The following is an 18,580-nucleotide window of genomic DNA, read 5'->3' on the forward strand; positions in this document are numbered from 1 at the left end:
TCCTTCTTGTCTTCTAGCGCAGCTAATCACAACTCCACATCCTCGTACAGCTCCGCCACCGTCAGCGTCACCCCAGTGCTCGGCAGCGTCACCACGCCCTGCGCATCCAGAATTTCCGTCAGCGTCCACTGCCCGGTTTCAGTGCGAGAGTACAGTTCCACCCGCAGGCTGCGCGAATCAACCAGCAGATAGTCCCGCACTGATTTGATGCTGCGGTAGCGCATGAACTTGCCGCTGCGGTCATAATCAGCCGTGGAATCCGAAAGCACCTCAATAATGACAACCGGATTGGTCAACAAGTCCAACTTGCCATTCTGTTGGATTTCCGGCTTGCCGCACACCACCAACGCGTCAGGATATAAGTACGTGCCGGTAAGCGGAACATATACCCGCATGTCGCTGCCGAAGGTCCGGCAGCCTTTGCCGCGCAGGGCGTTCTGGAACAACCCGAAGACGTTACCTGCAATCATATTGTGCGCCAACGACGCCCCCGACATGGCCTGCACGTCGTACATGCCCAGCATGTCCGGGCGCCCCCACGGGTAAATCTGCCCGTCCACGAATTCGTGCTTGAACTCGGAGGCGTACTCCATAGCCGCGTATTCCTCCTCGGTGTAACGGCGCTTGCGAGGTGATTCCATAACGTTTTTGGCTCTTAATCAAAGGTAAATACAAAAACGGCCGGCTCCCTCACAGGAACCGGCCGCTCTTCATTTACTCCGGGCTACTTATTCGCCCGTCTTGCCTTCCGGCGACTCCGGCGTTTCGGCCGGCCGCTCGTCGCTGGCGAGGGTAGAGGCCTCGTCGCTCTTGCGCGAGCTGAAGGTCAGTTCCTCCTTGCCTTCCTCGAAGTCGGCTTCGATAACGTCGCCCTGAGTCAGCTGAGCCTTCAGGATTTCCTCCGCAATCGGGTCTTCGATGTACTTCTGGATGGCCCGGTTCAGCGGACGCGCGCCGTACTTCGGATCGTAGCCTTTCTCGGCCACGAAGGTCTTCGCGGCTTCGGTCAGCTCGATGCGGTAGCCCAGGGCCTGTACGCGCTGGCGCAGCTTGGCGAGGGAGATGTCGATGATCTTGAAGATATCCTCCTTCTGCAGGCCGTTGAACACGATTACGTCGTCCAGGCGGTTCAGGAACTCCGGCGCGAAGGTCTTGCGCAACGCGCTGGCAATGGTACCCTTCATCAGGTCGTCCACGCCTTCCGTGCGGGCCTTCGTGCCGAAGCCGATGCCCACGCCGAAGTCGGCCAGATCACGCGCCCCGATGTTCGAGGTCATGATGATGATGGTGTTGCGGAAGTCCACCTTGCGGCCCAGGCCGTCGGTCAGAATGCCGTCGTCGAGCACCTGCAGCAGCAGGTTGTACACGTCCGGGTGAGCCTTTTCGATTTCGTCGAGCAGGATAACCGAGTACGGCTTGCGGCGGATTTTCTCCGTCAGCTGGCCGCCCTCTTCGTAGCCCACGTAGCCGGGAGGCGCGCCCACCAGGCGCGATACGCTGAATTTCTCCATGTACTCCGACATGTCGATGCGCACCAGCGAATCTTCCTTGTCGAAGAGGTAGGTAGCCAGCACCTTGGCCAGCTCCGTCTTACCCACGCCCGTCGGGCCGAGGAACACGAACGAGCCGATGGGCTTCTTCGGGTCTTTCAAACCCACGCGGGTGCGCTGGATGGCCTTCACGAGCTGGGCAATGGCCTTGTCCTGACCGATTACCTTGCCCTTCAGCTCCTCACCCATGTTGAGCAGCTTGGCGCTTTCGTTCTGGGCCACGCGGCTTACCGGGATGCCAGTCATCATGGCAATAACCTCGGCCACGTTTTCCTCCTTCACGGTGTAGCGCTTCTTCTTGGTCTCCTCTTCCCAGTTCTTTTTGGCCTGGTCGAGTTGCTCAATCAGCTTCTTCTCCGTGTCGCGCAGGCGGGCAGCTTCCTCGTACTTCTGCGACTTCACCACCGCGTTTTTCTCGCCCTTGATGTTCTCGATCTGCTCTTCGAGCTTCACGATGTCCTCGGGCACCACGATGTTGTTGATGTGGACGCGGGCGCCGGCCTCATCGAGGATATCGATGGCCTTGTCCGGCAGGAAGCGGTCCGACATGTAGCGGTCCGACAGCTTCACGCACGCCTCAATGGCCTTATCGGTGTACACCACATGGTGGTGGTCCTGATACTTGTCCTTGATGTTGTGCAGGATTTCGATGGTTTCCTCCGGCGTGGTGGGGTCCACCATCACCATCTGGAAACGACGGGCCAGGGCGCCATCCTTCTCGATGTACTGGCGGTACTCGTCCAGCGTGGTAGCACCGATGCATTGAATTTCACCGCGGGCCAGGGCCGGCTTGAACATGTTCGAGGCGTCGAGCGAACCGGAAGCGCCACCGGCGCCCACGATGGTGTGCAGCTCGTCGATGAACAGAATCACGTCGGGCGACTTCTCCAGCTCGTTCATCACGGCCTTCATGCGCTCCTCGAACTGGCCGCGGTACTTGGTGCCGGCTACCAGCGAGGCGAGGTCCAGGGTCACGACGCGCTTGTTGAAGAGCACGCGCGACACCTTCTTCTGCACGATACGCAGGGCGAGGCCTTCGGCAATGGCCGTTTTACCCACGCCGGGCTCCCCAATGAGAATCGGGTTGTTCTTTTTGCGGCGCGAGAGGATCTGAGCGACGCGCTCAATTTCCTTTTCGCGGCCCACGATGGGGTCAAGCTTGTCGTCCTCGGCCAGCTTGGTCAGGTCGCGGCCGAAGTTATCGAGCACCGGGGTGCGCGACTTTTCGCCGGGCTTCTTGGAAGCGGCGGAGCCGGCGCCTTTCGACGAGCCAAACAACTTGTCGTTGTCGTCGTCGTCGGTGTCTGAGGGGCCCGAGGTGGGGTTTTGGTTGGTATTACCAGTGCCGTGGTAATCCAGCGAGTCGCGTACGGATTCGTAGTTCACGTTGAACTTGCTCAGGATTTGGGAAGAAATGTTGTCTTCATCGCGCAGAATCGAGAGCAGCAGGTGTTCGGTGCCGATGATTTCGCTCTTGAAGATTTTGGCTTCGAGGTACGTAATCTTCAGGACTTTTTCCGTCTGCTTCGTCAGCGGGATGCTGCCCGTTATACTGATACCCTGGGTGGCAGTGTTACGAGTGGCTTGCTCGAGGGCGTATTTCAGCTCCTCGACGGAGACGCCGAGCTTCTTCAACAGAGCAATGGCCGTGCCTTCGCCCTCCCGAATCATGCCTAGCAACAGGTGCTCGGTGCCTATATAGTCATGGCCAAGTCGGATGGCTTCCTCCCGACTCAGGGAGATGACCTCCTTGACTCTATTTGAGAATTTCGCTTCCATGCAGATAAGGTGAGAAAGAATCCGGATACGCGCAAATAAGTGGCACCGGACATCAAATACTTAAACCGGCACTAGGGGCATAAGGTTCGCCGCCGGTCAGGGGGGCCGGCAGCAGCAGTTGGCCGGCCGCCGGACCCACTGCGAATAGCAGGTCCAGCACGCTCAGGCCGGGTACAAACCCCGCGCCAAAGCACTGGCGGTAGGGCTGGCGCAGCCCCGCACCTGACGCTGTGTCAGGCAGGGATTTGGGGCTTAGCCAGTCTCGCCGATCCAGCACGATTCCGGGCGGGTAGCTGGGGCGCCACTCGCCCGTAAACTCCACCGCCAACGGCAACCGCAGGCAGCGCAGAAGCAGCTGCAGCAGGGCCAGGTTTAGCTCAAAGAGCCGGTCGGGCTTGCTTACGAAGATGTCGTGGAAATAGTCGGCGTAGTATTCGAAAAAAGAGCTGTTGCCGTAGGCCGTCTGCAGGGTGCGCCAGTGCCGATGCACCCAGTTCTGCCGGTAATCAATTTCCAGCGCGTCGATGCTCACCTTCTCGGAGCGGTTGCCATCGACGACGGGCACGGTGAGCGGCTGCACGCCCTGGGCCGTCAGCACCAGGCAGCGGTTGCGGTAGGTTTGCTTGTGGTAGTGCTCGTGGCGCTCCAGCAGCAGGCGGTCGGCCGTCAGCAGCTGGGCGAAGAAAGCCGCCGGCGGGCAGTAGGGCAGCTCGAAGAGGACGGTGGACATTGTGGCAGGCTTTGGGCAAAGGCAGGAAGTGGTCGTACGACTCTACAGTCGTAGGACCACTATCGTTGAACGAGCGGCAAAGGTGGGGAAATGGCGGAGCATGACTCAGCCGATTGAAGTGAGAAAGGGCCGCAGGCTTGGGCAACGTCAGCAACGATAGTGGTCCTACGACTTTAGCTACGCGGATCTTCGGTTGGAGTCGTAGGACCACGCGGGCACTTCGGCGGCGTTTTTGCGTTGTAGGCGCAGTACCTTTCCGCTCCACTGCTTTCCTATGCCCATACGTCCGCGCTTCCTCTTGCCCCTAGTGCTTTTACTACTGACAGTTCTGTCAGTTTCCGCCGCCACGCCCACGCTGCTGCTCGACGTGGCCCGGTTCCGCCCGCTGACGGCCGGCAACAGCTACGAAGTGGAACTGTACGTGACCGTACCGGGCAACGGGCTGACGTACATCAAGCGTACCCGCGACACCTACCAGGCCGGCGCCACCGTGGCCCTGCAGGTGCTGGGGGCCGATGGGCGGGCAGTGCATTCGGAGACGATAACGCTCAAGCCGCCGGTCATCAGCGACACCACCATTGGCATCAAGAACCCGCAGAGCTTTTTGCGGCGCCTGACGTTGCGCGGCGGGCAGTACACCATCAAGGCCGAGCTGAAGGACATGTACCGCAAAACGGCTGGCACTTTCAAAGCGGAGGAGCCCCTGGCGCTGGATTTGCCGGCTGCCGCGCCGGTGCTCAGCGACATCGTGTTTCTGGCCAAAGCCGCCGGCAAAACCACCGAGCAGAACAACTTCACGCGCGGCGGCTATTCGCTGGTGCGCACGCCGGCCGGCAACTACGGCCGCGGCGCCGACCAGCTCTACTTCTACCTGGAGCTGTACAACGCGCCGGCCGGGCAGCCGCTGACGCTGCACTACCACGTGGAGTCGGGCGAAGGCTTCGCGGCCGATGCCGACGCGCCGCTGGGCCAGGCCAAAGCCGGGCGGCCGACGACGGTGGCGGGCGAGCTGCCGCTGGGCGGGCTCAGCCAGCTGGGCGTGGAAACCGACGGCACTTACGCGTTGACGGTGGAGGTGCGCAGCGGCAAGAAGGTGCTGGCCTCGCGCACCGGGCAGTTTGTGCGCACCCGGCAGGAGTACGCGCCGGCGGGTGCATCTTTGCCCCGATGAATACTGCTGCGAAACCGTCCGCACGGCCTTTTTCCTGGTATTACCTGCCCTTGCAGTGGCTGCTGCTGGGGCTGGCCCGACTGCCGCTACCCGTGCTGCACCGCCTGGCCGACGGGCTGTACCTGCTGATGCGCTTTGTGCTGAACTACCGGCAGCGGGTGGTGCTGGAAAACCTGCGCAACTCGTTTCCGGAGAAACCAGAGGCCGAAATCCGGCGGCTGCAGCGCGGCTTCTACCGCCACTTCGCCGACGTCATCGTGGAGATTCTGAAGCTGGCGGCCATCAGTCCGGCCGAGATGCGGCGGCGCGTGCAGATTCGCAACCTGGAGCTGTTTGAGCGGCATTTCGCGGCCGGGCGCACGGTGCTGGCGCTGGGCTCGCACATCGGCAACTGGGAGTGGATTCTGCCGGCCGGGGCGGTGTACTTCCCCGGCAAGGCCGACGGGGTGTACAAGCCCCTGCACAACCCGTTTTTCGAGGACTTCATGCTGCGGCTGCGCACCCACACCGGCGCCCGGCTCATCCCCATGCGCGACACGCTGCGCGACATGCTGCGCCTACGCGGGCAGCCCCGCAGCCTCTCCATGCTCTCCGATCAAAGCCCCGGCGGCCTGGAACAAACCTACTGGACCGATTTCCTGCACCAGGACACGCCCTTCTACACCGGCGCCGATAAGCTGGCGGCCCAGTTTGGCTGCCCGGTGCTCTACGTGAACATCGTGCGCCAGCGTCGCGGCTACTACGAAATCGTGGTGGAGGAGCTGCACGACGGCCAGACCCCGCTCGACAAGCAGGCCCACGTCGTCACCGAAGAGTTTGCCCGCCGCGTGGAGCGCGACATCCGTGCCCAGCCCGCCGACTACCTCTGGTCGCACCGGCGGTGGAAGCACAAGAGAGGGTAAGAGGGTGTGCGGGTAGGAGTTTAAGAGTTGTCGTTCTGATAACTCTTAAACTCCTACCCGCACACCCTCTTACCCTTGCTACAAGTACTGCTCGATGTCGCCGGCGCCCTGGCGGATGACTTCGAAGTCCTCGGTGGTGCAGTCGATGACGGTGCTGGCCACGTTGTTGCCGTAGCCGCCGTCGATGACCAGGTCTACCAGCGGGCGGTATTTCTCGAAAATCAGCTCCGGGTCGGTGCTGTACTCAATGAGCGTGTCGTCGTCGTGAATGGAGGTGCTGACGATGGGGTTGCCCAACTCGCGTACCAGGGCCAGGCTGATAGCGTTGTCGGGCACGCGGATGCCGACGGTTTTGCGCTTCACCCCGCCGTACTTGGGGGCCTTGGCGCTGGCCTCGAAGATAAAGGTGAAGGGCCCGGGCAGGGCCTTCTTCAGCAGCTTGTACACCGGCGTGCTGATGCCGTGGGCGTAGTCGCTGATGTGGGAGAGGTCGGAGCAGATAAAGGACAGATTGGCCTTTTCGGGCTTCAGGCCGCGGATGCGGCAGAGCTTCTCGACGGCCCGCTGGTTGGTGATGTCGCAGCCCAGGCCGTAAATCGTGTCGGTGGGGTAGATGATGATGCCACCTTGCCGCAGCACGTCCACGGCTTGCTGAATCTTGTTCTGGGGCGGATTGTCGGGGTGAATGCGCAGCAGGGTAGCGGCCATAGGAGGTCAGCGGACTAGGTGAGACGAAAGGGCGGCTTAGTTACACAATCCTGCTATGACGCGCAAGCGGGTCACGGAGTTGTCAATGATTGAGGAGGGAATGACTGAAGAGTGATTATCGGTTTGAAATCAATCATTCAGTCATTCCCTCATTCAATCATTGCCGCGGTCGTATTTTTGACCGGACGAGCCGTCCTGGTAAAGCCCGCAATCCGCTCGTTTGTTTGTCATTCGCCCCATTTTATGCCAACTCCTGACGAGTACCGCGCCCGCGCCACCCGCCGCCGCAACCGCTTTGCCTACCCGCTGGGCATTTTCGGCATCCTGCTGGTCACTTTTTCCTACTACGCCTACCAGATCATCTTCACGCCGAACGTGGACACCCACGGCCGCCCGACCTACGTGGTGGTGCGCCCCGGGCAGTCGGCCAAGGCCGTGCTCGACAGCATCGACCGTTCGGGTGCCATCATCGACAAGCTCAGCCTGCATTTCGTGGCCCGCCTGATGAAGTACGACCGGCTGGTGAAGCCCGGCCGCTACGAGCTGAAGGACGGCTACACCAACCGCCAGCTCATCAATGACCTGCGCCGCGGCATTCAGGCGCCGGTGAAGCTCACCTTCCAGAACATCCGCCTGCGCCAGGATCTGGCCCGCAAGCTCAGCCAGAGCTTTGCCGCCCGCCCCCAGGAGTTTGACTCGTTGCTCCGCAGCAACGACTACGCGCAGACGCTGGGCTTCAAGGACACCACCCAGCTGCTGACGATGTTCATCCCCAACACCTACGAGCTGTACTACACCACCGCCCCCCGGAAGGTGCTCAGCCGCATGAAGGAGGAGTACGAGAAGTTCTGGACGCCCGCCCGCGACGCCAAGGCCAAGGCCCAGGGCCTGAGCCGCGCCGAAGTGAGTACCCTGGCCAGCATCGTGGAGGCCGAGCAGCAGCAGCACCCCGACGAGCGTCCCCGCGTGGCCGGCGTGTACCTGAACCGCCTCAAGCGCAACCAGAAGCTGCAGGCCGACCCCACCGTGGTGTACGCCAACGGCGACTTCGGCATCCGCCGGGTGCTCAACGTACACCTCGCCAAAGACTCGCCCTACAACACCTACAAGTACGCCGGCCTGCCGCCCGGTCCCATCAACCTGCCCAGCATTGCCAGCATCGACGCGGTGCTCAACCCCGAGCAGCACAACTACTACTACTTCTGCGCCCGCGAAGACTTCAGCGGCTACCATGCCTTTGCCAGCACCGAGCGGGAGCATATCCTGAACGCCCGCCGCTACCAGGCCGCCCTGAACCGCAGCGGAATCATGAAATAGCTTTTCGTTTTTCGTTGCTCGTTTTTTGTTGTTCGGCGCACAGGTCGAAGGGCGGAACCACAGCGAAAAACGAATAACAAACAACGAAAAACGAATGTACCAATCCGACGTCCACATCCGCGTCCGCTACGCCGAAACCGACCAGATGGGCTACGTGTACCACGGCAACTTCGCCGCGTACTTTGAAGTGGCCCGCACCGAAGCCTTCCGCCAGCTCGGCATCAGCTACAAGGAAATGGAGGCCGAGGGCGTGGGCATGCCGGTAGGGGAGCTGCGCATCAAGTTTAAGCGCCCCGCGCGCTACGACGACCTGCTGCGCGTGCGCATGATGCTGCGCGAAATGCCGCAGGGCTCCCGGGTACTCTTCGAGTACGAAATCTACAACGAGGCCAACGACCTGCTCACCGAGGGCTCGACGCTGATGGTGTTCGTGAACGGGGCCACCGGCCGGCCCACCGCCATTCCCGGCCACGTGCTCGACAGCATCCGGCCGTATTTTAGTTGACAGTATTTGAGTTGTCAGCTGCCGGTAGCGAGTTGTTAGTTCGTGCTGACGTTGCTACCTGACAACTGACAACCCGCAACTGATAACTCGTTCCCATGGACCTGCCCGACCGTTACCGCAAGGCGCTGATTCTGCGCCGCCGCCGCACCTACCGCCGCTTTATCCAGTGGCTGGCTGGCTTTCGGCTGCGCGGCGGGGCCTCGGCTTACGACGTGGTCGACCGGGTGCTCTACGAACTGCGCTTCGACTCCCTGACCAAGCGCAGCGCCTACATGGCCTTCAACTTCACGGTGGCCGTGTTTCCCACCATCATCTTCCTGTTCACGCTCATTCCGTACATCCCGGTGCCGGGCCTGAACATCGATATCCTGCAGTTCCTGGGCGACATCATGCCCCGGGAAATGTACGCCGCCACCCGCGACACCATCGAGGACATCGTCAACATTCCGCACGGCGGGCTGCTCTCGTTTGGTTTTGCCACGGCCCTGGTGCTCAGCTCCAACGGCATCATGGCCCTGCTCGACGCCTTCGACAAAAAGCACGGCATCTTCAAGCGGCGCAGCTACCTGCACAAGCGCCTCATTGCCACCGTACTGACGGTGGTGCTGTCCCTGGCCCTGCTGGTGGCCGTGGCCAGCCTGTTCTTCGGCACCTACATCATCGACGCGCTGGTGTACTACGAAATCGTGCCCGAGCGCCTGACCGAGCTGATGATAACGGTGCTGCGCTACGGCTCCGTCATCGGGCTGTTTCTGTTCGTCACCTGCCTGATTTACTACTACGTGCCGGCCGTGCAGGACCGGTGGCCGTTTCTCTCGGCCGGGGCCGTGGTGGCCACCATTCTCATTCTGCTGGTGTCCTTGCTGTTCGTGCTCTACATCAAGATCTTCGACAGCTACAACCACTTCTACGGCTCCATCGGCACGCTCGTGGGCTTCATGGTGTGGCTGGACTTCGTGTGCATGACGCTGATTCTGGGCTTCGAAGTGAACGTGAGCGTGGACGCCGTAACCGGGCGCGGCAAAATGCGGCCGGAAGAAGCCGGGGCTGCCAAATCCTGAAAAAAATAGTGGCCTGAAAGCCAAAGGGCTGCGCGGTGCCGGCGCCACGATGCGAAAAAAAGTTGGGCGGGGCGCTTGCATCAGCTGAGCCAGCCTTCTACTTTTGCCATCCCAAACCACTCGATTTGGGCTACAGAGAGGTGGCAGAGTGGTCGAATGCGACGGATTCGAAATCCGTTATACCTGCAAGGGTATCGGGGGTTCGAATCCCCCCCTCTCTGCAAAAAAGGCTTTTCCGGGTCACCGAAAAAGCCTTTTTTTGTGAATACCCGCCACAGAGGAGTGGCAGAGTGGTCGATTGCGGCGGTCTTGAAAACCGTTGAGGGTAACACCTCCGGGGGTTCGAATCCCTCCTCCTCTGCACCAAAAAGCCCGTTTCTTTTTCACAGAAACGGGCTTTCTGTTTGTAAGCCGTCGGGGCTTGGGCGGCCGCGCAACGAACAATTCGCAATCGGGGAGGCTGCCTGGTGCCGGGCGGCCTGCTCGGCGGCCCTCGCCGGCCAGGTCTGACTGACCCGGGGAGGTGGCCCGAACAGCCCAGCAGGCTCCTATCGGTACCCGGGCTGGTTCCGGTGTGCTACATGCATCGGTGGGCCGCCCGCCCGCAGGCGGGGCCGCTAAACCCCGACGGGGATGCAAGGGTAAACAATGCGGCGCCCCGCCGTCTTGTCTACCCGATGAAAAACCTTCTGATGCTCCCCCTGGCCGCCGGCCTGCTCGTCGGCTGCCAGCAGACGCCCGCCACCGAACAGCCGCCGGTGGTGCAGAACGCGCCTGCCCCGCCGGCCACCAGCGCCGCTACCGAAGCTGAGGCCCGCGCCGTGCTGGCCCGCTACCTGCAGCAGCAGCCCAACGCCAGCCTGTACGTGGTCGATTCGGCTCGTTTCGTGGAGGTCGATGCGCTGTGGCAGGCCCTGGTGCCGCGCACCGACTGGGCCCGGCGCATGCCTAACCGCGCCGCCTTCGAAATCGACAAGCTCACGGGCGAAGTGCGCCCGCTGCCGGTGCGCTAGCTCGTGGGGCCGGTATCGGTGCGGGCCTCCAGGCTGGCCTGCACGCTGGGTTTCACGGCCGAGAGCAGGTCGAGGCCGGTAGCGGCTTCGATGGCGTCGACGGAGGTGCGGTACGAGCCCCAGCTGGGGCTCAGGCCGTTGTCATTGGGCGCGTCGATGGCAATGACGCGGGTGCCGGCCTCCACGCGGGCGGCGTCGTTACTGCCATTGGGGAGCACCACCACCACTTTCCAGAAGCGGGCGGGCACGGTCACGCGGCCCTGGTCGGTGGCGGTGGCGTAGCCGGCCGAGCCGGTGCCGCCCGCGCCGTAGGAGCCGCACACGACGTACAGCTCATGGCCCTGCCCGACGAGCGTGCGGCAGTATTCCTCCAGCGCGGCCCAGGTACGCTGGTTGTTGTTGGGCGCCTGCGGGGCCATGTTGGTCATCAGGAAGGTGGCCGAGTTGTCGGCCACCGATTTGGTGCGGTCGGCCGAGGGGCAATGGTGGCCGCGGTCGAAGCCCGAGCCCTGGTAGCTGCTGGCCGAGGGCTGGTGCCAGCCGGCAGGCAGCGCGGCGTCGGCCCGGAAGTCGTCCTGCCGGGCGGCGGTGCCCAGCCAGTCGGCGCTCAGGTGCCAACTCACCCAGTTCGGAATGCCCCGGTCGCGGTGGTAGCTGAGGGCGTACTGGGGTTTGTCGAGCAGGTAGTTGCGCGGGTTGGCGGCGTCGGCGGTGGCCCCGCTGGGGTTGCCCAGGGTCAGCTGCTCGCCAAACGCCGGGGCGGGCGCGGGCTGGTCGTCGGCGCAGGCGCCGAGCAGCAGCAGCGGCAGGCCCGCGGCTACGAAACGAGGAAAGGCAATAGGCATGGGGGAGGGGAGCGGTGTGGGGCAAAGGTCGGCAAACGCACCCGAAGGCAACCGGGCTGTGGGCGGCCGGGAGTGCCCGCTACGGGTTTTTTCGGCTGCATTCCGTAGATGTACGGAGAAGAAACGTCCCATTCTGAAACTTTCTGAGCCGCCCGCCGGTATCTTTGCCAGCCTATTCACTCCGCTGTCCACCGTTTGCGCATGTCCGATCAGCTTTTCGACGTCAACCTGCAACAGCTGCCGGATGATTTCCTGACCGGCGCCTGGCACGTCGCCGATCGGGTGCTCAACCGCACGGACCCCGGCAGCGCGCTGGCCCAGGCCACCCGGCTGCGGCTGGAGCCCGGCCACCTGCAGGTGCAGGCCCCCGATGCGCCGGCCCAGGACGGGCAGTGGTCGGTGCAGCGCGACGCGCTGCTGCAGCGACCTTACCTGGAGATTCAGCTGGCCGAGGAACGCACCCGCGCCCTGATTACCCGCCTGCGCCGCTCGACCGACGGCCTCACCAGCCAACTCAACCTCTATTTCCTCTCGGGTATGGAAGTGCTCCTGACCCAGCCCTGAGTGTGCCCGTTTCTACCTTACCGCCCATGTTGACGCCCGACAACCCAACCCTACCGACCAGCTATGAGCGCCTGCAGGCCGCCGTTGAGGCCGCCGGCGTAGGCACCTGGGACTTCAACCCCCTCACCGGTGAGCTGCAATGGTCGGCTCGCTGCAAGGAGCTGTTTGGGCTGCCGGTGACGGACGACGTGGATTACGCGCGCTTCCTGGCCGGCCTGCACCCCGACGACCGCGCCCGCACCGACGCCGTGGTGCAGCAGGCTCTGGACCCGCGCGGCTCGGGCGAGTACGACATCGAGTACCGCACCGTGGCCCCCGACGGACTGGTGCGCTGGCTGCGCGCCACCGGCCGCGCCTATTTCGACGCGAGCCGCACCCAGGCCGTGCGCTTTATCGGTACCATCAGCGACATCAGCCAGGCCAAGCGTCGCGACGACGAGTACCGCTTCGTGGTGGAGTTTATCCCGCAGATGGTGTGGCTGACCGACCCGACCGGCTACCACACGTTCTTTAACCAGCGCTGGATCGACTACACGGGCTACACCGTGGAGCAGAGCCAGGGCACCAAGATGTGGAACGACCTGCTGCACCCCGACGACCAGGCCCGGGCCCGGCAGGTGTGGGGCCACTCGCTGGCCACCGGCGAGGACTACGAAATTGAATACCGCTTCAAGGCACAGGACGGGCAGTACCGCTGGTTTCTGGGCCTCGCCAAGCCCATTCGCGACGAGCAGGGCCAGATTGTGCAGTGGTTTGGCACCTGCACCGACATCCACGAGCAGAAAGCCACCGAAGAGGCGCTGCGCTACAGCGAGGAACGCTACGAGCTGGCCTCGGTGGCTACCAACGACGCCATCTGGGACTGGAACCTGGAAACCAACGCGGTGACGTGGAACGACTCGGTGCACCGCGTGCTGGGCTACACCGCGGCGCAGGTGGAAAACACCGCCAAGTGGTGGTACGACCACATTCACCCCGACGACGCGCAGCGCGTGGTCGACAGCATCCACGCCGTCATCGACGGCGGCGGCACGGCCTGGCACGACGAGTACTGCTACCGCCGCGCCGACGGCTCGTACGCCCACGTGCACGACCGCGGCCACGTGGCCCACAACGCGGAGGGTAAGCCCGTGCGCATGATCGGGGCCATGCAGGACGTGAGCGTGCAGCGCAAGGCCCAGGAGGCGCTGCGCGAGCGGGAAGCGCAGTTTACCAGCATGGCCGACAACATTCCGCAGCTGGCGTGGATGGCCGACGAAACCGGCCACCTGTACTGGTACAACAAGCGCTGGTACGACTACACCGGCACCACCCCCGAGCAGATGCAGCGCCAGGGCTGGGCGCAGGTGCACCACCCGGCGCACCTGGAGGCCGCTTCGGCCAAGTTCTGGGCGAGCGTGCAGGCCGGCGAAACCTGGGAGGATACGTTCCCGATCCGCAGCAGAACGGGCGAGTTTCGCTGGTTTCTCTCCCGAGCCCAGCCCATCCGCGACGAGACGGGCAAGGTGGTCCACTGGTTTGGCACCAACACCGACATTACCGAGCAGAAGGAGCTGCAGGAGCGCATCGAGCGCGCCTACTCCGACCTGGAAGCGAAAGTGACCTTCCGCACGCTGGACTTGGAGCACCAGGTGCAGGAACTGAAGCAGCAGCTGGATCGGTCGTAAGCACCGACCATCAGTGCGGGTAACGGGCCGGCGCCTTCTGGGGCGCCGGCCTCGTTTTGTAGTTTGCTGCTCTCCGCCGTCCGCTCCGCCATGACTGACCCCGCCGGACACGGCCGCGGCGCGCCGGCAGGAGCGCCAGTTTCCGGCAGGCCCCGCGTGCTTGCCTAACGAGTTGACGTTTCCGCTGGTGGTGCTGCGGGAGGTTTTTCGCGGCATCGGCACCCGGCACTTCGTCAGGCCGTGCGGGTCTTCGGCTCGGGTGTGGCGGCGGGCTCGTCCTTCTACGAGCAGGCCCGGCGCTGGGCGCGGCCCTGAGCCGGCTGGGCATGGCCCGGCACCACACCATCCCGGCCCGCGACCTGAATCTGCACCAACTCGGAGGAGTAAGCGCTGGCCCACATCGAGCGGCACGCCGTGGAAAAGTACCGGCTGCGCACCCGCGCCAAGCTTCGGTGGCGCGGCGAATGAGGCGGCTTGCAGCCCCGGCGCGGCTGGTGGTGTCAGTAGTGCAATGAACCCTGCCGGCCCGGGCCGGTTTGCTCCGTATGAATAAGTTTCTTCGGCTCCCTGCGCTGCTTCTGCTGCTGGCTGCGGCCCCCGCCGCGCGGGCCCAGCAGGTGCGCGTGGTGAAGCTGCCCGCCCTGCAACAGCTGCTGCAGCGCCCCACCGATACCACCTACGTGGTGAACTTCTGGGCCACCTGGTGCAAGCCCTGCATCGAGGAGCTGCCGCACTTCGAGCAGCTGCGCGCCAAGTATGCCCGCCAGAAGGTGCAGGTGCTGCTGGTGAGCCTGGATTTTCCCTCCAAGCTCGACGCCAAAGTGCGGCCCTTCGTGCAGAAACAGGGGCTGAAGTCGCGGGTGTGGCTGCTGAATGAGACGGACCAAAACGCGTACATTGATGCCATCGACCGGCAGTGGTCGGGGGCGCTGCCCTTCACGCTGGTGCTGAATAATGCGCGGCAGCGGCGGCAGCGCTTCGAGCAGCCGCTCACCCTGGCCGCGCTGGAAAAGGCCGTGCTGGCCGTGCAGGCGCCGTAATTTTTCTGTCACTTCTTTTTCCTCGCAACGCATGAAAAAGTCTCTTTCCGTTCTGTTTGCGCTGCTGGCCGTGGCCCTCACCGTCGGCACCGCGTTCCGTTTCGCCCCGGCTGAGGACGGCTACCAGGTCGGCGACAAAGCCGCGGACTTCAAGCTCAAGAACGTCGACGGCAAAATGGTGTCGCTGGCCGGCAACGCGGCCGCCAAGGGCTACATCGTGGTGTTTACCTGCAACACCTGCCCCTACGCCAAGGCCTACGAGGACCGCATCATGGCCCTGAACCAGAAGTACGCCGCCCAGGGCTACCCGGTGCTGGCCATCAACCCCAACGACCCGCAGGTGGCCCCCGGCGACTCCTACGCCGACATGCAGAAGCGCGCCAAGGACAAGCAGTACGCCTTCCCGTACCTGCTGGACGAGACGCAGAACGTGGCTCGCGCCTTCGGCGCTACCCGCACCCCGCACGTGTACGTGCTGCAGCGCACCGGCCAGGACTTCAAGGTGGCCTACATCGGGGCCATCGACAACAACACCGAGGACGCCAACGCCGCCACCCAGCGCTACGTGGAAGACGCCATGAGCCAGCTGCTGGCCGGCCAGGCCGTGCAGACCAGCTCGACCAAGGCCATCGGCTGCACCATCAAGTGGAAGAAGAAGGCGTAACGGCCTTCATCCTGAAACGCAAAGCGGGGCCGACGAAGCAGTAGTTCGTCGGCCCCGCTTTTTTGCGCCCCGGCGGCTTATTTCACCACCAGGCTGCCGCGCAGCATGCCCATGCCGCAGGTAAACTCGAAGCGGCCGGGCTGCCGGGGCAGTAGCTCGATGCGGGTGGTCTGGAAAGCCGGCAGCGCGCGGCGCAGGTTGAAATCGGGGAAAACGACTTCCTCGGAGCAGTCGGCGTCTTCGTCGCGGTAAAAATTCAGCTGCACCGGCCGGCCGAGCTGCACCTCGATGACGGCCGGCGAGTAGCCGCCTTTCACCGTCACCGCCACCTGCTGCGCGCCGCCCGCCGTGGAAACGGCCCTGACGGCGGCGGCGGGAGCGGAAAAGAAGAAGTACCAGACGACCAGCGCGGCCAGAATCAGCCCGCCGGCGGTGACGATGATTTCGAGGAAGTCCATAGGATAGGGCGAGCGTTTCGGGCGGTTTTTAAACGAGCAGCGACGAGCAACTCCGGCTTAGCGCGGCCGGAAGCCGCGCAGCCGCAGCGAGTTGGTGAGCACCGAAACCGAGCTGAGGGCCATGGCGGCGGCGGCCAGCATGGGCGAAAGCGTGAGCCCGAAGACGGGGTAGAGCAGCCCGGCCGCTACCGGAATGCCTAGGGTGTTGTAGACGAAGGCGAAAAACAAGTTCTGCCGGATGATGCCAATGGTGCGCCGCGACAACTCGATGGCCGTGACCACGCCCTGCAGATCGGAGCGCATCAGGGTGATGCCGGCGGCTTCCATGGCCACGTCGGTACCCGAGCCGATGGCCAGGCCCAGGTCGGCGCGGGCCAGCGCGGGCGCGTCGTTGATGCCGTCGCCGACCATGGCCACCACCCGGCCCTCGGCCTGCAGCTCCTGCACCTTGGCGGCCTTATCCGCAGGCAGTACCTCGGCAAAAAAGCGCCGGATGCCCACCTGCGCGGCCACGCGGGCGGCCGTGGGCTGGTTGTCGCCGGTCATCATCACCACCTCCAGCCCCAGCTGCTGCAGCCGCCGCACCGCCGCCGCCGACGACTCGCGCAGCGTATCGGCCACGGCCAGCAGCGCCACCGCCCGCCCATCGACGGCGGCGTAGAGCACCGTGTTGGCTTCGGCCAGCAACTGCTCGGCCTGCCGGCTCAGCTCGGGGCTCAGCTCGATGCCGTGCTCCTGCAGCAGCCGCCGATTGCCGATGAGCACCTGCGCACCGGCCACCGTGGCGCCGGCCCCGCGGCCCTCGTAAGCCCGAAAATCGGCCACGGCCGGCAGCGGCGCCTCGACGGCTGACGTAGCGGCGTAGCGCACCACGGCCTCGGCCAGCGGGTGCTCCGACTGGCGCTCCACGGCCGCCAGCTGCCGGAGCAGCGCGGCCGGGTCGGCTACGTCGGCGGTGGGCACGTAGGCCGTCACGCCGGGCTCCCCGCGGGTGAGGGTGCCGGTTTTGTCGAGCAGCACGGTGGTGACCTGGTGGGCTTTTTCCAGGGCTTCGGCATTGCGCACCAGCACGCCGTACTCGGCGCCCTTGCCGGTGCCCACCATGATGGCCGTGGGAGTGGCCAGGCCCAGCGCGCAGGGGCAGGCAATGATGAGCACGGCCACGAAATGCGTCAGGGCCAGCGGCAGGCGGCTTGCCACCGGCGCCAGGTCAAACCAGAGCACGAAGGTGACGAGGGCAATGACTACCACCGTGGGCACGAAGATGGCGCTGACCTTGTCGGCCAAGCGCTGAATGGGGGCGCGGGAGCCCTGTGCGTCCTCTACCAGCCGGATGATGTGGGCCAGCATGGTATCGGCGCCCACCTGCGTGACGCGGAAGCGGAAGGCTCCGGTTTTGTTGAGCGTGGCGCCGTACACCGCGGCCCCGGCCCGCTTTTCCACCGGCAGACTCTCGCCCGTCAGCATGCTCTCGTCGACGGCGGAGTGGCCCTCGAGCACCACGCCGTCGGTGGCGACTTTCTCGCCGGGGCGCACCAGCACCACGTCGCCGGGCTGCACCTGCTCGATGGGCACGTCGGCGGCGGAGCCGTCGGGGCGGAGCAGGCGGGCGGTGCGGGCCTGCAGGCCGATAAGCTGGCGGATAGCGGCCGAGGTGCGCGCTTTGGCCCGTTGCTCCAGCACCTTGCCCAGCAGAATGAGCGTGATGATGGTGGCGGTGGTGTCGTAGTAAACCTCGGCGGCGAGGCCCCGGGCCGCGAACAGGCCCGGCGCCACGGTGGCGGCCAGGCTGTAGAGAAAGGCCGCGCCGGTGCCCACGGCCACCAGCGTATCCATGTTGGCGGTGCGGTGGCGGAAGGCGTTCCAAGCCGAGGTGTAGAACTCCCGCCCGCTGTAGAGCAGCACCGGCACGGTGAGCAGCAGCAGGGCATAGTTGGCCGCCGTCATGGGCACGTGCCGCATCACGGCCGGCAGCATCAGCAGCATGGAGGCGGGCATGATGACGAGCGTGAGGCCCAGCGCTACCCGGAAGCGGCGCTTCAGGCGGGCGTAGGCGGCGGCTTTCTGCTCATCCAGCTCGGCCGTGCGCTCCGCCGCCGACGCGGTGGGGGCGGGCGGGGCGGCCACCGCGTAGCCCGCGTCCACCACGGCCGCCGCGAGGCCGGCGCGGTCAATCTGCGCGGGCGCGTAGTCGACGGTGGCCTTTTCGGTGGCCAGGTTCACCACGGCGCGCTGCACCCCGGGCGTGCGGGTGAGGGCCTTTTCCACGAACCGGGCGCAGGAGGCGCAGGTCATGCCCTCGATGTCGAGGGTGGCGGTTTGGGTGGGCAGAGCGGAGGTGTGCGGTTCCATAAAGCAGAAGGGAAACCGGCCCGGGAGGGCGGGCAAGGAAAGCGTCGATGCGGCGGTACGGCAGAGGGTACAAAGTACGGCCCGGGGCCGGCCGGCGGCGGTACGAAATCAGGCCCGGCCGCGTACGGGATTTGGCCCGGCGGGGCGCGCGGGTGCAGAATTCGGGGTGCGGCCGTACGCAATTCGGCGGGGCTGGGCCGCCGGGCTGCCGGGCCCTACCTTTGCCCACGCGGGAATCAACCGGCCCGCCGCAT

17 protein-coding genes and 2 tRNA genes are annotated in these 18,580 nt (G+C 64.6%); 12 read left to right on the plus strand and 7 right to left on the minus strand.

Features of this window, described 5'->3' with window-relative positions; translation table 11 throughout:
- Positions 1-26 precede the first annotated feature (26 nt).
- The 3 genes from DLM85_RS14290 to DLM85_RS14300 all read right to left on the minus strand — a co-directional run bounded on the left by DLM85_RS14290 (position 27) and on the right by DLM85_RS14300 (position 4,059).
- A complete protein-coding gene (locus DLM85_RS14290) occupies positions 27-641 on the minus strand; it encodes a Uma2 family endonuclease (protein WP_111478789.1) in 615 nt (204 codons plus the stop codon).
- 87 nt (positions 642-728) lie between these two features.
- On the minus strand, positions 729-3,329 hold the full coding sequence (locus tag DLM85_RS14295) for an ATP-dependent Clp protease ATP-binding subunit (protein WP_111478790.1): 2,601 nt from the start codon (positions 3,327-3,329) through the stop codon (positions 729-731).
- Between the two features lie 52 nt (positions 3,330-3,381).
- Entirely contained in the window at positions 3,382-4,059 is a 678-nt protein-coding gene (locus DLM85_RS14300) for a WbqC family protein (RefSeq protein ID WP_111478791.1), read from the minus strand.
- 274 nt (positions 4,060-4,333) lie between these two features.
- Here DLM85_RS14300 and DLM85_RS14305 point away from each other — a divergent pair, with 274 nt between their 5' ends.
- A complete protein-coding gene (locus DLM85_RS14305) occupies positions 4,334-5,230 on the plus strand; it encodes a hypothetical protein (protein WP_133257064.1) in 897 nt (298 codons plus the stop codon).
- Positions 5,231-5,280: 50 nt separating this feature from the next.
- Positions 5,281-6,132, plus strand: coding sequence for a lysophospholipid acyltransferase family protein (locus DLM85_RS14310; RefSeq protein ID WP_243635967.1), 852 nt, complete (start codon positions 5,281-5,283; stop codon positions 6,130-6,132).
- A gap of 78 nt (positions 6,133-6,210) precedes the next feature.
- On the opposite strand, the gene DLM85_RS14315 is transcribed toward DLM85_RS14310, so the two are convergent.
- Complete coding sequence (locus DLM85_RS14315) at positions 6,211-6,840, minus strand: L-threonylcarbamoyladenylate synthase (protein ID WP_111478793.1); 630 nt, start codon at positions 6,838-6,840, stop codon at positions 6,211-6,213.
- Positions 6,841-7,083: 243 nt separating this feature from the next.
- On the opposite strand from DLM85_RS14315, the gene mltG reads away from it, so the two are divergent.
- The 6 genes from mltG to DLM85_RS14345 all read left to right on the plus strand — a co-directional run bounded on the left by mltG (position 7,084) and on the right by DLM85_RS14345 (position 10,736).
- On the plus strand, positions 7,084-8,157 hold the full coding sequence (mltG, locus tag DLM85_RS14320; RefSeq protein ID WP_111478794.1) for an endolytic transglycosylase MltG: 1,074 nt from the start codon (positions 7,084-7,086) through the stop codon (positions 8,155-8,157).
- Between the two features lie 94 nt (positions 8,158-8,251).
- Positions 8,252-8,662 (plus strand): acyl-CoA thioesterase, encoded by a 411-nt coding sequence (locus DLM85_RS14325; RefSeq protein ID WP_111478795.1) that lies wholly within the window; start codon positions 8,252-8,254, stop codon positions 8,660-8,662.
- Between the two features lie 95 nt (positions 8,663-8,757).
- Positions 8,758-9,723, plus strand: a complete 966-nt coding sequence (locus DLM85_RS14330; protein WP_111478796.1) for a YihY/virulence factor BrkB family protein — start codon at positions 8,758-8,760, stop codon at positions 9,721-9,723.
- 134 nt (positions 9,724-9,857) lie between these two features.
- Positions 9,858-9,944, plus strand: a tRNA-Ser gene (locus DLM85_RS14335).
- Between the two features lie 55 nt (positions 9,945-9,999).
- A tRNA-Ser gene (locus DLM85_RS14340) sits at positions 10,000-10,084 on the plus strand.
- A gap of 316 nt (positions 10,085-10,400) precedes the next feature.
- Complete coding sequence (locus tag DLM85_RS14345) at positions 10,401-10,736, plus strand: hypothetical protein (protein WP_111478797.1); 336 nt, start codon at positions 10,401-10,403, stop codon at positions 10,734-10,736.
- Here the strand turns inward: DLM85_RS14345 and DLM85_RS14350 are convergent.
- Entirely contained in the window at positions 10,733-11,581 is an 849-nt protein-coding gene (locus DLM85_RS14350; RefSeq protein ID WP_111478798.1) for a DNA/RNA non-specific endonuclease, read from the minus strand. The two genes, DLM85_RS14345 and DLM85_RS14350, sit on opposite strands and share 4 nt — an antisense overlap.
- Positions 11,582-11,782: 201 nt before the next feature.
- On the opposite strand from DLM85_RS14350, the gene DLM85_RS14355 reads away from it, so the two are divergent.
- The 4 genes from DLM85_RS14355 (at position 11,783) to DLM85_RS14370 (ending at position 15,516) form a co-directional block, all read left to right on the plus strand.
- Positions 11,783-12,145, plus strand: coding sequence for a hypothetical protein (locus tag DLM85_RS14355; RefSeq protein WP_111478799.1), 363 nt, complete (start codon positions 11,783-11,785; stop codon positions 12,143-12,145).
- 26 nt (positions 12,146-12,171) lie between these two features.
- Positions 12,172-13,812, plus strand: coding sequence for a PAS domain-containing protein (locus DLM85_RS14360; RefSeq protein WP_111478800.1), 1,641 nt, complete (start codon positions 12,172-12,174; stop codon positions 13,810-13,812).
- Between the two features lie 545 nt (positions 13,813-14,357).
- Positions 14,358-14,852, plus strand: a complete 495-nt coding sequence (locus tag DLM85_RS14365) for a TlpA disulfide reductase family protein (protein ID WP_111478801.1) — start codon at positions 14,358-14,360, stop codon at positions 14,850-14,852.
- A 31-nt stretch (positions 14,853-14,883) separates the two neighbouring features.
- Positions 14,884-15,516 (plus strand): thioredoxin family protein, encoded by a 633-nt coding sequence (locus DLM85_RS14370; protein ID WP_111478802.1) that lies wholly within the window; start codon positions 14,884-14,886, stop codon positions 15,514-15,516.
- 77 nt (positions 15,517-15,593) lie between these two features.
- Here DLM85_RS14370 and DLM85_RS14375 read toward each other — a convergent pair whose 3' ends face one another.
- Positions 15,594-15,974, minus strand: coding sequence for a cupredoxin domain-containing protein (locus tag DLM85_RS14375; RefSeq protein ID WP_111478803.1), 381 nt, complete (start codon positions 15,972-15,974; stop codon positions 15,594-15,596).
- Positions 15,975-16,031: 57 nt separating this feature from the next.
- Positions 16,032-18,326, minus strand: a complete 2,295-nt coding sequence (locus DLM85_RS14380; protein WP_111478804.1) for a heavy metal translocating P-type ATPase — start codon at positions 18,324-18,326, stop codon at positions 16,032-16,034.
- Between the last annotated feature and the right edge of the window lie 254 nt (positions 18,327-18,580).

The organism is Hymenobacter edaphi, from assembly GCF_003258365.1.
Classification (GTDB): domain Bacteria; phylum Bacteroidota; class Bacteroidia; order Cytophagales; family Hymenobacteraceae; genus Solirubrum; species Solirubrum edaphi.